We start from the raw sequence: 13,240 nt of genomic DNA on the forward strand, positions 1-13,240 counted from the left end.
CTGCCCCGTCGCGCGCCCCGACGGCGCACGGCGGGCAGCCTACCCGTTCACGCGATGGCAGGCCGATTGCGGAAAACGTGGCAGGGCGCCCCCAGAGGGGACGCCCTGCGACGCAGCGTGCGTGGCGGAGGTCAGGAGTTCGGGCGCAGGGTCCAGACGACGGTCATCTCACCCGTCACGGCTTCGTCCTCGCGCTGGATGGCGATGGCCACAGGGAACTCCGGGCGGCCGCCGGCGTCGAGCTCGGCGACCACCTCGGCCACCGGACGACCGAGCGTGGCGGTGGCGGTGACGACGCCCATGGCGAGCTTCTTGTAGCCGATCTCGGCCTTGACGGCAAGCGGCACTGCCCGCGACAGCTGGTCGCCGAAGGCGGCCAGGACGATCGCGCCGCTCGCGGACTCCGCGAGCGTGAACATGGCACCGGCGTGCGGGCCGCCGACGTGGTTGTGGAAGTCGGGCTGGTCCGGCATCCGCACGACCGCCCGCTCCGGAGTGGTCTCGAGGAACTCCAGGTTCAGCGTGCGGGCCATCGGCACCGTGGCGGCGAGCATCTCGCCGATCGACATCTGGTCTGCGCTCATGGCCAAGATGTTACCCACCGGTAGCTCCATTGGCCATCCCTGAGGAGGGGCGGCCGTAGCCCGTGTGGCGCGGCACCTCTATCGTTACTCGCCATGTGGCCAGGACAGCAGCCGCCCGGGGGCGAGCAGAACCCGCAGGACCAGAACCCGAATCCGTACCAGCAGCCGGGTTACCAGCAGCCGAATCCGTATCAGCAGCCCGGCTATCCGCATCAGCCGGTGCAGCAGCCCGGCTACACGCAGCAGCCGGGTCCCTACCAGCAGTCGACGAACCCGCAGTGGAACGTCCCGACGACTCCGCTGGGCACGCCCCGGCCGCCCCAGGGCGGCGGCCGGAAGACCACCACAGTGGCGATCGTCGCGGCGGCCGTCGTGGTCGTCGTCGCGGCGGTGACCGGGGTTCTGGTCTTCAAGGACAATGGCGACGACGTGGACACCGCCGGAGGCGACGGCAAGCAGTCGGCGTCGCCGTCCGAGCCGGCCGGCGACACGCCGTCGTCCCCCGCCGCCAACCCCCGGGACGGCAGCACCGGATCGGAGAAGCCGCTCATCGCGGGCTGGAAGGTCGTCGTGAACCCCAAATACGGAACGGCCTTCGACGTTCCGCCGGAGTGGGAGGTTCAGACGCCGGACACGTACACGGGCTTCGCGGACGCCAAGAAGGACGACGGCGCGCCCATGATCAGCATGTCGGCTCCCGCCTTCCTCAAGGAGGAGTGGTGCACCGACGATTCCGACAAGGACGGAAACACCGAGACCACCAGCCTCGCCGGCACCGGCACCAAGGGCGGGCAGGGCGCCAAGAACACCGCCGAGGCCGCCCGCAACGAGGCAGGCACATGGGTGTGGGGCGCATACGCCCAGGAGATGCCCAAGAAGACGGTCAAACTCACTCCCGCCAAGGCCTTCACCAGCACGTCAGGGCTCAAGGGCCATGTCGTGGCGGCCACCGCGCCCGGCGTCACGAAAAAGACCAAGTGCGACTCCGACGGCAAGTCGATCGCCTTCACCTTCAAGACCGCCAACGGCGACTTCGCGACCTGGGTTCTCTACGGGGCCAAGGGCGTCAAGGACGAGGTGCCGGACGCGACCATCCAGAAGATCCTGGGCACGGTCCGGCTGACCGCAAGCTGACCGCAGGCGAGCGACAACCGCTCGTCCGGAAACCGGTTTGGAATTCGCGGCGGCGGCGTGGATAGTCCCGGGGTGACCCTTGCCGCCGTACTCCGCCGCCCCCGCCGCCGTCCCGAATGGGCGGGCCGCAACTACAGCCTGCTGACCGCCGCCGCGGTCGTGACGAACCTGGGCAGCCATGGTGCGTTGATCGCGGCGGCGTTCGCTGTCCTGCAGGCGGGCGGCGACGGCGGCGACGTCGGTCTGGTGGCAGCGGCCCGCACGCTGCCCCTCGTCCTGTTCCTGCTGATCGGCGGCGCACTTGCCGACCGGCTGCCACGGCACCGGGTCATGGTCGCCGCCAACGCGCTCAACTGCGTCTCCCAGGCGGCGTTCGCGCTGCTGGTCCTGACCGGCGACCCGCAGCTGTGGCAGATGATGCTGCTGACCGCGCTGTGCGGTACCGGCCAGGCGTTCTTCAACCCGGCCGCGGAGGGCATGCTGCTCTCCAGCGTCAGCGGCGAGCAGGCCGGCCGCGCCTTCGCCCTCTTCCGTATGGCCATGCACGGCGCGGGAATCGGAGGCGCAGCCCTCGGCGGCGCGATGATCGCGGCCATCGGCCCCGGCTGGGTCCTGGCCGTCGACGCCGCCGCCTTCGCCGTCGCCGGCCTGTTGCGCGCCTTCCTCGACGTCAGCCACATCCCGTCGCGCGAGCCGGGCGGCGGAATGCTCGCCGATCTGCGCGACGGCTGGCAGGAGTTCATCGGCCGGACCTGGCTGTGGACCATCGTGATGCAGTTCTCGGTGGTCGTCGCCGTCGTCGCTGCCGCCGAGTCCGTGTACGGACCGCTGGTCGCCCGGGACGAACTCGGCGGCGCCCGCCCGTGGGGTCTGGCCCTGGCGGCGTTCGGTGTCGGCACCCTCGGCGGCGCGCTGCTCATGATGCGCTGGAAGCCGCGCCGGCTGCTGCTCGCGGGCAGCCTCTGTGTCTTTCCGCTCGCCCTGCCCTCGGCGGCGCTGGCGATCCCGCTGCCGGTGGGCGGTCTGGCCGCCGTCATGTTCGTCAGCGGGGTCGCGATCGAGGTGTTCGGCGTCTCGTGGATGACGACGCAGCACCTCGATAGGTGTTGCCCCTCTAGATTGACGCGACGACAGGTCCGGATGCGACGGCCGGCGGGGCTGCACGTGTCGGTCTGAGCCGGCAGCCTCTGGGAAGCCCCAAGCCCCCCGCTCCTACTGGCATCTTGTGGCACGGGCTGGCCCTCTCGATGCGAACTACCGGCAGGGCGGTCGCTGAGGTCTGTTGGGCTGGTTAGTCGTGTGCGATGGGCTGGTGGCGGTCGGCTGCGGTCCCGGTGGTTGCTGTACTTCGCTGCTGTACTGCAACAGCTCCGGAGGCCGGTTCGGCTGAGGCGGTTTCAGTGGGTCAGACGGCTTTCGGCGCTGGGTGCCGCCTTCCCAGTCCACGAAAGGCCGCGGTTCCCGGATGGCTACTCGAGTGCCTGTCTCGCTAAAACCGGGCGTCTGCATCATCGTCATCGGAGTCAGCAGCGGGTAGGAGGGCCTCCAGTCCGCCCGAGAGCTCAAGCTTGTAGCGTGTAGCAATCACCCCAAGCTGAATACCGAATACTGCGCGGAGCTCACCCAGGGCGGCGCCGTACGAAGCGCTCCGCAGGCGAGTCGGCTGACGCCCTACTGAGTCGTTGGTTCCGACGCGGTTCAGGTATCTTCGGCACGCGGCACGCATCACCTTGAGATGGTCGGCAAGTTCCTCGCTTGTATCAGGCTCCATCAGGATCTGGGTCAACATCTCCCGTATCTGCAGCACCGACGCGACACAGTGCTCCGGGTCTCGAAGTGACTCCGCGAACCCGCGCTCAGTCGTTAAGACCCTTCGATCCTCCAGGTATACGAGGACCCTTTTGGCGACGACCCGTTGAGGCACGGGCGCCTCCCAATCCAGACCGCCGAGTGGTGTGCTGAAGCCCTTGATACGTCGCATGATCTCTGAAGCCCTCACCCCTGCAGCGTACGTAGCCTGTTGGTGGAGCGTGGGAGTTCGTTGGGTTTCGTGGGTCGAGCCCTTGCGGCCGGGGCCCCAGCCTCGTTCCATATGAGTCGAGGCGCCCTCGGGGTTCTGCTACCGGCCGAGCCTTGAGAGGGCACCGAGACGATGTACTCGCATGTGACTGCTTGAGCTGGCCCTTCTGGGGTTTCCTTCGTGATCGAGACCGGACAAGCTGTGAGGGCCTACAGCCCATCGCGTTGGCGAGAGAAGGGGGCGTGACTTGTCCTTGACTGCCCTGCATCCGGAGCAGGGCGGGATGCGACGCTGGCGGATCTCGGGTGTGCGTGGTCTTGGGAGGCAGCGCACCGAGTGCGGCCGCGGGTCGACCTTGCCTGCCCGGAGTGTGCACACCGCGTACACGCGAAGGTCTCACCTCGGGGAGCACGATTCTTCGCACACGACCCAGGTGCCCCTACCTGCGCAATGGCGGGCGAGTCCTTGGAGCATCACCTGCTGAAGCTGGAGTTGGCCACTGCCATCCGCGCGGTAGGTCACCAGGCACAGTTAGAGGTTCCCGGCCCAGATGGAAACTGGCGCGCGGATGTGTTGTCCTCTTCACACAACAGCACTATCCGGATGGCGTGGGAGGCGCAGCTATCCCCAGTCAGCATCGAGGAGATCCAGCAGCGCACCCGGCGCATCATTGACGATCGCGTTGGCATCTGCTGGGTGTCCACGCGCCTGCATCCTTGGCTCGGCGCCGCCCTCTCTATCGTGGTGAATCCTCCCACTACGGATGAAGCGGACTGGCAAGTCGCTGCAGGACTCGCACGCTTTGAGATCGAAGCGTGCGACGTGCATGAGCGGCACTGGCAGTGCCCTTTGGGAGAGCACGGCCACTGGCGCAGTTTAGAAAGCACGTTGCCGACATTCGTTCGCCAGGTCCTCGAGGGCTGCGTGATGGCCCACAAGCCGGCGGAGCGCCTCTATTTGAGCCGCTGCTCTTGGTCTGAGGTGTGGAGCTCACCGCATCACATCGCCGCCGCCGCACGATTCGGCGAAGTCGAACGCAAGGGTCGTAAACGGCAGGCCCGGGAGAGCTTGGAATGGCGTGCCCGCAGGTGGCCCGAGGCCAACCGCTTCCTGGTCCAGGAGTGGCAGGGGATCCTCTCCGAGTGCACAAGGCGGAATCTCCACTCCGCGGTTGCACAGTTGATACGCACCGAGACGGGGAAGGAACCAACATTTAAGCCCCAATGGGTCGCGGGGAACTGGGCATGCGGAGTGCCGGTCTGCGTCGACGGCAGACCATACGGAGTAATTCATCCCGACCCCTCTAGGGTCGACTGGCAGCTCTTCTCCCGACTGGTCATGTTCGTGGCCACTAACCCTGATCGAGACGCTCTGCTCCGTTCCGCCCCGGAGGGGACCCGCGTCGTCACACCGCTGTCATCGGTGCCATCGCCTCGTCGGGGCGCGGTGAAGCCCTTACGCCTCGGAGCTGGTGAGCGCAGACGGGTTCGAACCGCCGACACCTGCTGTGTAACTTCGACCGGGCAACTGTCACACCCGCTCGCACCGTGGTCAACGCTGCTGACGGTGGCCGCCGCTCGATAAGACGGATACCCCAGGATGTCAGGATCGTGAGGATCTTAGGGAGTTCCATGGCTTTGATCGACTGCTGGTCGGAGCTGCGCAAGCTGAGCTCGGGGACAACTGTCCCTTGTCCAGGCATCCTTCAAGTGGCTGCCAAGTTCCTCCATAGTGCGTCTGATAGCCGGTCACCCGTATTGTCTCGACTGTCGGGTGGCCGAAGGCGTTCGCGCATGGACTACATCTGTTCCAGGCTCCGTGCTAACCAGTCACACTGTCGAACTGTCCGTTCCCTCGTCCCAGGTTCGTAACCAGATCAGCCTGTGCCGGGGTCATGGCATCGCGGTTGAGCCGCCACTGGGTAGTGAAGGGAAAAGTGTTGTCCACCCACAGGACGCCAGCCAGTTCCGAGGGCATTGTCCACCGCGGAGGGTTACCCAGCCCGAAGACGACCGGCTCGTGTATGAATGAGTCGCCGTAATTGAACTGGACGGTCATGGTGGACGCGCCGCTAAGTAGATCATCGAGCTGCTGCACTCCGAGACCGGTGAACTTGTGGGCGCCGGCGGCCACGATCAGGGGTAGACCAGCCTCGTCGGCCAATTCGCGATACTTGCTGACCTTCTCGTCGATGCCGTTGGCCAACGGCCGGGCGGAGACGATGCCCGCCATACTGCTCGGCGGGACCAGGATGGTGCGCATCCCCGGAGGCTGCATCGTCCGGCCCGTGCGCCGGTCCGCCTGGAGCAGGAAGGTATAGCCCTGGCTGTTGAAGGCGTCCTGGTGCAGACGTGAGAGAAGGGTCCGGCGCAGGTCCTGGGTGATCTTCTTTGCGGTTCCAGCATCGGGGGCGGGCAGTGGCCGGTTGCCGTCTCCGGCGACGGTCAGAACGACGGGGACGGGGATCTGCTTGATGCGTTCCACCAGGTTGTGCCACGCCTTCATCTTCCCGTACGTGTCCTTCGGCGGACTGTACGTCAGCACCTCCACGAGGGCGACCGGCTTGCCGTCCCCGTCGATGACCGTCCAGTCTGGGGTCAGCTCGCCCCAGCGTCGCTCCAGCTGGACCTCGAAGCCACCGGCACGCAGGGCTGCGCCGGCGGCGAGCTCGATGATGTCGGGCCAGAAGTTTTGATCACGCCACAGCTTCGCGGCCACCGCGTCAGCGGTCTTGTTCGGGAGGAGCGCCAGCTGCTTGTCCAGCCAGGACCGCCAGGGCTCGTACTCCTCTTCCACCGCCAGGTCGTAAGAGAGCATCCTGCCCTCCGGCGGCCGCGCGCCATACCGACGGCGCTGCTCGACCACGAACTCGGATCCGAACCGGCGGACCGGTCGATCAGTCTTCATGGGCATGGATTGTGCACGCCATGCCCACGGCCTCGCACCTGACTTGACGTGGTAGGTGCTTAGAAGATGCTGGCAACACAGCCATACAGATGGTTTTGACCGCTGGGCGCCGATGCCGCTGGGCGCTGCTGACGGCTGTCGTCGTGTGCCCTCGTTGCCGTCAGTGCTGCCGTCGCAGCCGTCACGGCACTTGATCCCGGAGACCACGTCATGCTTGGGGTCTGCATGCTGGTCGACCCCCAGGTCGTGCTCGACGACGAGGTATCGCTTCAACGCTGTGGCGGTGGGGGCCGGTAAAAAGTGGCAAGCCCGCCCGGCACGTCGGCCATGCCCGTACGGTGCAGGATGTCCCGATCCTGATTTGCTAGGAGCCCCGTTGCCCACGCGTGTCCATCCCGCCCACCCTGGCGACCCCGGCCGCGTAGGCCCTTACCGGATCATCGGTCGTCTCGGTGCAGGCGGGATGGGGACCGTCTACGCCGCTCTAGGCCCCGAGGGGCGCCGCGTCGCGCTCAAGCTCATTCATCCTGCCCAGGCCGACGACGACGAGTTCCGTGCTCGGTTCAGGCGAGAAGTTGAGCTGTCCCGGCGCGTCTCTGGTCCGTGTCTGGTACCGCTGCTCGCAGCTGACACCGACGCTGCCACCCCCTGGCTGGCCACCGAATACGTCCCTGGCCCGACCGTTGGTCAGCACATCACCACGGACGGCCCGCTCACCGGGGCTCACTTGTACGCCCTTGCGGCCGGCACTGCAGCGGCACTAACGGCCATACATGAGGCCGGGGTGGTGCACCGCGACGTCAAACCGGCGAACGTGATCCTCGCTCCATATGGCCCGCGCGTGCTCGACTTTGGTATCGCCCACGCTCTTGACGGCACCTCGGTAACCCGCACGGGCGTGATGACCGGCACGGCTGGATGGATTAGCCCCGAGTACTACCGAACTGGCGCGGCGGGCACCGCCGGGGATGTCTTTGCATGGGGAGCCCTGATCGCCTACGCGGCCACAGGCCGCCTGCCATTCGGCACCGGGGCCCCCGACGTGGTGGCCTTCCGGGTGATGTCTGGCGAGCCAGATATCACCGGCATGCCCGACGACCTGCTCGCGTTGGTGACATCCGCGCTGGCCAAAGAACCTCGTGACCGGCCCACGGCCGCCACGCTTACCGAGGAGTGCACCGCGCTGCTCGCCTCCCAGGCCACGAGTGTCCTGTCCCCAAGTGTGGACATGCCCACGGTTGTCGGGGACCTCGTGGCCGCCCAGTGGCACATGCCCGCTTGGGATGACGCGCTATGGACACGTGCCCAACAAAGCACTAGCCGCCGGCACGCCGGGCTCCTTGCCGCCATCGGAGTCACCACACTCGCCGTAGCCGTAGGAGCTGCCTACGCCTTCCTCGGACAGGCACCGCCCGACAAGCGATCCAGCACATTGGGGTCCGGGTCCGCATCATCATCCCCCCCATTCCACGGCGGTAATCGACCAGTCCCGGCGCCGACCTCATCGCCGTCAGGCACTACGGGCTCAGGTCCCGCGTCAAAGAATGGGTTGCCGAACTCTGGGACGTCAGCCACATGCCTGCCCGTCACCTACAAACTTCCTCAGGGCGACCCAAGCTGCGAACCCAAGGCCGCGATCTGCGCACCTGGCGCCCCGTGGTATGTCTCCGACATTAATTCTTTGTGTGGGGGTCCCGTTTCCATGCAGAAGGTTCACCTCGTTTCCCAGCCGGAAACTGGCGGTGACGCCGGTGTCTTTTACTGCATCGCTTGGACGGGCAGCAGTGATGGGACCGGTCGCAACGGCGCGCTCCTCATGAATGCCCCCGGGTATCAGTGCGGCGCCGACTTGTTGGGCGCCGGCGACGCGAAAGCTGTTCACGTGGATGGCAGTTCAAGTGTTTTCTCCGACACTCCGCAACAGTGCGCGCCTCTTTATCCGGGCACCCGTCTAACGTACCCAGCGATCCTCGACTACAGCAGTCTCGACGACGAGCTGCCGCCGATGTACGTCTGCCTTACAGAGCACGTCGGAGCCTGATGAGCGATCATCCCCACGGCAGAACAGCGCACTTGCTGTCTCGTCTGGCACTTCCCCTTGGTGCCGAGCTCGATCGTCGGCTGTGTTCGGTACCGTCCAGGGGTGGCTGTCCGGCTGCCAGGTGCTCTGTCGGGTCGGCTGCGGTCAGCGTGCGTGGTTGTGTACTGCGCTGCTGTACGGGCACAGCCGCTGATCAGCGCCTTATGAGTTCTATCCTGCGGCGTACCTGAAGCCTTGGCTCTCTTGCTGTTCTTGCGAGCTCGACCCGAGCCGCTGTCAACCAGAGAATGATCCGGAACCTTGGCTTGGGTCGCGGTACTGCTTTGGCACCGCTCAGCACCAGGCGTAAGTCCCTTCTACGTGCGGGCAGCACCCGTAAGGTGCCACAGTACGGGGATGCTTGTAAGCCCACTGCCCGGCGTTGACCGGAAGCACCTGTACAAGACGCTTAGCGAGGTGTGCCAGAAGGTCTCGAACCTCCACCCCGGCGGCCCGCACGAGTACTACGAACGGCTGTTGGCCTACCTAGACTGGGCAGCGTATGCCGTTGATCGGCTGGACGCGCTCATCAGCAGCGCTGACCTTGACCGACTTGTTCTCACCAAGCGGCACGACCAGTTGCTTGCGGGGCTGGACAGTTTCACCATCGGGACGACTCAGCGCCTCGTGAACCAGCTGGTAAGTGCCGAGATTCGGCAGCGGACGGCGGCTTTCACGGCTGCTGCTGAGACGCTCGGACAGGAGTTGCAGCAGTGGCAACTCAGCGGGCTTCCTGTGGTAGCTGACAGCAGTTTCTACATCCATCATCCTGACAAGCTGGAAGATACCGACTTTTCTGGTCTACTAGGCATACGAGGGGCGTTCGTTCACCTCATGGTGCCGATGGTCGTGGTGGATGAACTCGACCAACTCAAGGAGAGCAAGGCCCCGCAGGCGCGATGGCGGGCGCGGTACACATTGGCTGTTTTGGATAGGCTTTTCCAGAAGAGCACGGAGCATGCCGTGCTTCGTGAGGTTGACGCCGAGGAACTGCGAACCACCGGCCTTCGACGCGGCGAAGTGACCGTACAGCTCTTGTTTGATCCGCCGGGTCATGTGCGGCTGCCAATCAACGATGACGAGATTGTGGACAGGGCGCTGGCCATCAAGCCGCTGTCGGGGCGCGAAGTGACGGTACTCACCTACGACACCGGCCAGGCAGCCCGGGCACGCGTTGCGGGGCTGCGTGACCTCAAGCTGAGCATGCCGGTCGGCGACGAACCTGAGCAGCACAAGGCCAGCAAGAAGAATCCCCCGTCCAAGGAACGCGGGGTTGAGGTGCCAGCTGGCCGCGTGTGTGGGCAGGTGGATTCAAGCGTCAACGACTCATGACGCTAGTTCTCCAGGTACAGGCATGGTTCATCCAGTGTCGCAGATCAACTTGGGGCGCCCAGGTCAGAGGGGTGAGCGGCCGGGTCACTCGCAGTTGCCCTCTGTCATAGTTAACCAACCTCGAACGGCCCACAGACGGCCCGGCCAGCAGGGCGTCGCGCCTGCTCACGCGGTCGGCGTAGCGGCTTTGGGCGGGAGCTGCCATGGGGCGAGTGATCGCGTTCCTCCAGGCGTGTAGCAGCAAGCTTAGCTACCGGGCCCCGCCCGGGGGCGATACCCGCTGGGGATGGCCCCCTGTACGATGCCGCCGCTTTAATCATTTTTTAGGCGGCACAAGTCAACCAGGGGTGGGGTATGTCGAAGGTTGCGCGCATATTGGGGATCGCAGGAATCCTGATGACGGTGGGTTGCGGCGGAACGGCCGACACCACGGGAGCTGATACTGCTCCTTCAGTGAGCGCCAGCCCGCACACTGCAAAGGACCCGGGCGCCACAGCGACCGATGCAGCAGGCACCGTCCGACTGGCGGCGTCCCTCAAGTTTGGGGAGTCCTACGACTTTGAGCACGACTCAAAGATTGACCCCACGGTGCCGCTCAACCATGGCAACACGACGGTGCTGAGCTACAAGAGCAACATCGCGTCAGGCGACGACACCCCAGAAGCCTTGTACGACTATCTCAAGGGTCGCTACTCGTGGTCGGCGCTCAAGGCCAAGGTCTGCTACGACGGTGGAACCGTGGACGAGGGCGAAGAAGACGTCACCAGCATTGCAGTCTGGCGCTGGCTGCTTGAACTGTCGGACGGGACTGTTGTCAGCCCGTTCGATGAAGACCTCCCGGGCTTCCCGCGCCCTCTGTACCCGACGGAAGATGAAGATCTCCCAGCGGGGTCGTGCCGCACCGGAAACGTTATCTTTGCTGTGCCGCACGGCAAGAACGTCAGTCGGGTGCTCTACGTTCGAGAGGGATCACTCCCTGTTGCGTGGACCCCCGGCAGCACGGACGTCAGGTAGCCGAGTCGAAGTGCGGACCCGCAGCCGGGTGACGGCGGGAGGTCAATGGAGTCTCAATGGCCCGGGTCAGGTGCCGGGCCAGGGACATCTGAAGCACCAGATTGGCAGATCGCGTAACCGCATAGTCCCTGACCTGGGAAGACGGTGACCTGCGCGTTCCTGGGCGGCTCTCCGCCGTTCCCCGCCGCTCACTGTTGGCCGCCGTCGGTTCCGGCACGCGGAGGGCACGCGATCACTCGTAGACGCGGGCGGCACTGAGTGCCAGGGCGAAGAATGTCCAGTCGCCCTCTGAGGGCATTCCTGCCCACGGTGGGTATACCAGCCTGGCGCATCCGCGATCTCCCAGAGACTCCAAGAAGTCGTCCAGCGTGCAGTTCTCCACTCCTCGGCGTGCAGGGCGTAGTCCTCACGCAAGTGGGCTATGAAGGCGGCCATGGCCTCTCCGCTCGGAACGCGCTCATTGGGGAGCAGATGAGTCGGCATGCCGTGACCGTATCGGCCGGCGTCCGTACGGCGGGCATACAGAGCCGCTTCATTGCTCTGAACAGGCGAAACGGCGCCCTGGCGTGCTGCGGCGTATCCCCAGACGGGACCGTCGTCGACCGCGGTTCCCCGCTCCACCTGGAGGCGTGCGGGAAACCGCAGTGCGCGAGCCCACGACGCTCCTCTACTATCGCCCTGCCTGCGTCGGCCGGCAGCTGTAGACCCGCAGCACCGGCCCGTTGTGGAGGGGGCCAGCCCGTTCGAGCCGGGCCAGGTGGGCTGACACCCGCTTTAGGAGTTCGATCCAGCCAGGTCCGACGGGCTTCGGACGCGCAGGATGTCAGGTCACCAGGGTTGCTCGAAGTTGCTGTTGTCTGCCGCCGTTGATGTCAGGTGTGGATGTCAGCAAGCGGTTATTGCAAGCCCTCAGATAAGGGCTGAACCCGTGTACCCGCTGAGGTAAGCCTTGAAGGCCCGGCGAATCTGAGATCGGACCTCTTGGACGCGGTCAGGCGCGCTAGGAGCTACTAGAGGCTCGTACTCGCGCTTGCGTGCGGATAAGTACCGCAGAACATTGGGTGCACTCGTGTTGGAGACGAACAGTTCGTGCTGCGCCCGTAGGTCCGCGTGTAGCCCTTCGAAGTTGCGCGCAAGTTCAATTCCCAAGTGGGTGGTGTAGTACTTGCATTCGATCGCAAGGAGGCACTTGCTGCCGCGCGGCGCGACGCTCTCGCGACGGCTCAGCGCGGCCTCGTCCGCTTGCAGTACGACAACGTCGCACTCATGGAGCACCCCGGATCCCCCTTGGACTCGCACGCCCACATGAGCTTCCAAAGCTGGGGCACGATCGAACTCGATCACGGCGTGGGTGAACGGTTTTGTTTTCTGGTAGAGCTGCCCCGGGCCGGTGCGGAATAAGAGGTCCTGGACAGTGTTGCCGTGCACGTCCTCATAGTGCACTTGCGCGCCCCACTTGCTCGCGGTACTGACCACCAAGGAGAACAAGAATCCCTCGTAAACGTCACAGGCGTCAGAAGCAGACGTGTACGAGAGGCTCCGAGCAGCGATCAGCCACTTCACCTCGTTGAGAAGGTCGTCGATACTACTCATCCGCTGATGTCTTCCCGCACGGCGTCGATGACTTGCGAGATGCCTCGGCGGTGAATTTCAGCACGTTCTCGTGAGAGCACTGTTTCCCGCGCAGAACGACGTCGGTCGGTGTCAGCTGGGACGAAAGCAACTCTGAATACAGGAGGCCGTCGCTCGTCCCCCTCTCCGAGAACTGACAAGGTACTTTCCTCTACCTCGGGCAGTTCCACGAACATTCGATGTAGTGCATCGAGGAGTAGATCGATACGCTCACGCGTGTGCATTGGGCGTGTTGAAATCACCACGCTGCCGGTACGCTGTCCAGCCCGGTACTGACGCTGCGTGTAATCGGACACGGTCGTGTATTCAGGCTCCTCAGGAATCCCTTCCTCGACGACGCTTTCTGGGCGCCGCAACTGCCGTCGTCGCCTGAGCAATTTCTCCTGCGGTACGCCCGCTGCAGCTGAATCCTCTACGGCGTCCGTTAGCCACTCGAAGCCTGACTCGATTAGCACTTGCTGCAACTGCACTTCGAGCCGGCGCAGTTCATCTTCTTGCATAGCCCTTCCCCCCTTGGGTTCAGCTTGCTCAAACCGC

11 protein-coding genes are annotated in these 13,240 nt (G+C 65.1%); 6 read left to right on the forward strand and 5 right to left on the reverse strand.

Features of this window, described 5'->3' with window-relative positions:
- Nucleotides 1-131 precede the first annotated feature (131 nt).
- Nucleotides 132-569, reverse strand: coding sequence for a DUF4442 domain-containing protein (locus tag AB0M62_RS14720; RefSeq protein ID WP_366074627.1), 438 nt, complete (start codon nucleotides 567-569; stop codon nucleotides 132-134).
- A 108-nt stretch (nucleotides 570-677) separates the two neighbouring features.
- Here AB0M62_RS14720 and AB0M62_RS14725 point away from each other — a divergent pair, with 108 nt between their 5' ends.
- The gene (locus tag AB0M62_RS14725) at nucleotides 678-1,718 is read left to right on the forward strand and encodes a hypothetical protein (protein WP_366074539.1); all 1,041 of its coding nucleotides are present in this window, start codon (nucleotides 678-680) and stop codon (nucleotides 1,716-1,718) included.
- 72 nt (nucleotides 1,719-1,790) lie between these two features.
- Nucleotides 1,791-2,894 (forward strand): MFS transporter, encoded by a 1,104-nt coding sequence (locus AB0M62_RS14730; protein ID WP_366074540.1) that lies wholly within the window; start codon nucleotides 1,791-1,793, stop codon nucleotides 2,892-2,894.
- A 313-nt stretch (nucleotides 2,895-3,207) separates the two neighbouring features.
- On the opposite strand, the gene AB0M62_RS14735 is transcribed toward AB0M62_RS14730, so the two are convergent.
- Nucleotides 3,208-3,717: a DUF6650 family protein gene (locus tag AB0M62_RS14735; protein WP_366074541.1), complete on the reverse strand. Its 510-nt coding sequence runs from the start codon at nucleotides 3,715-3,717 to the stop codon at nucleotides 3,208-3,210.
- A 357-nt stretch (nucleotides 3,718-4,074) separates the two neighbouring features.
- Here AB0M62_RS14735 and AB0M62_RS14740 point away from each other — a divergent pair, with 357 nt between their 5' ends.
- The gene (locus tag AB0M62_RS14740) at nucleotides 4,075-5,322 is read left to right on the forward strand and encodes a competence protein CoiA family protein (RefSeq protein ID WP_366074542.1); all 1,248 of its coding nucleotides are present in this window, start codon (nucleotides 4,075-4,077) and stop codon (nucleotides 5,320-5,322) included.
- 237 nt (nucleotides 5,323-5,559) lie between these two features.
- On the opposite strand, the gene AB0M62_RS14745 is transcribed toward AB0M62_RS14740, so the two are convergent.
- Nucleotides 5,560-6,645, reverse strand: a complete 1,086-nt coding sequence (locus AB0M62_RS14745; RefSeq protein ID WP_366074543.1) for a hypothetical protein — start codon at nucleotides 6,643-6,645, stop codon at nucleotides 5,560-5,562.
- 376 nt (nucleotides 6,646-7,021) lie between these two features.
- On the opposite strand from AB0M62_RS14745, the gene AB0M62_RS14750 reads away from it, so the two are divergent.
- From AB0M62_RS14750 to AB0M62_RS14760, 3 genes are all read left to right on the forward strand, one after another.
- Nucleotides 7,022-8,686 carry a serine/threonine-protein kinase gene (locus tag AB0M62_RS14750; RefSeq protein ID WP_366074544.1) on the forward strand — a complete coding sequence of 555 codons (1,665 nt, stop codon included), beginning with the start codon at nucleotides 7,022-7,024 and terminating at the stop codon, nucleotides 8,684-8,686.
- A gap of 456 nt (nucleotides 8,687-9,142) precedes the next feature.
- A complete protein-coding gene (locus tag AB0M62_RS14755; protein ID WP_366074545.1) occupies nucleotides 9,143-10,057 on the forward strand; it encodes a PIN domain-containing protein in 915 nt (304 codons plus the stop codon).
- 354 nt (nucleotides 10,058-10,411) lie between these two features.
- On the forward strand, nucleotides 10,412-11,071 hold the full coding sequence (locus tag AB0M62_RS14760; RefSeq protein WP_366074546.1) for a hypothetical protein: 660 nt from the start codon (nucleotides 10,412-10,414) through the stop codon (nucleotides 11,069-11,071).
- A gap of 909 nt (nucleotides 11,072-11,980) precedes the next feature.
- Here the strand turns inward: AB0M62_RS14760 and AB0M62_RS14765 are convergent.
- The gene (locus tag AB0M62_RS14765) at nucleotides 11,981-12,664 is read right to left on the reverse strand and encodes a hypothetical protein (protein ID WP_366074547.1); all 684 of its coding nucleotides are present in this window, start codon (nucleotides 12,662-12,664) and stop codon (nucleotides 11,981-11,983) included.
- A complete protein-coding gene (locus tag AB0M62_RS14770; RefSeq protein ID WP_366074548.1) occupies nucleotides 12,661-13,203 on the reverse strand; it encodes a hypothetical protein in 543 nt (180 codons plus the stop codon). Before AB0M62_RS14770 ends, AB0M62_RS14765 begins: the two co-directional genes overlap by 4 nt.
- Nucleotides 13,204-13,240 lie beyond the last annotated feature (37 nt).

Source organism: Streptomyces sp. NPDC051219 (assembly GCF_040682335.1).
In the GTDB taxonomy this organism is placed as follows: Bacteria; Actinomycetota; Actinomycetes; order Streptomycetales; family Streptomycetaceae; genus Streptomyces.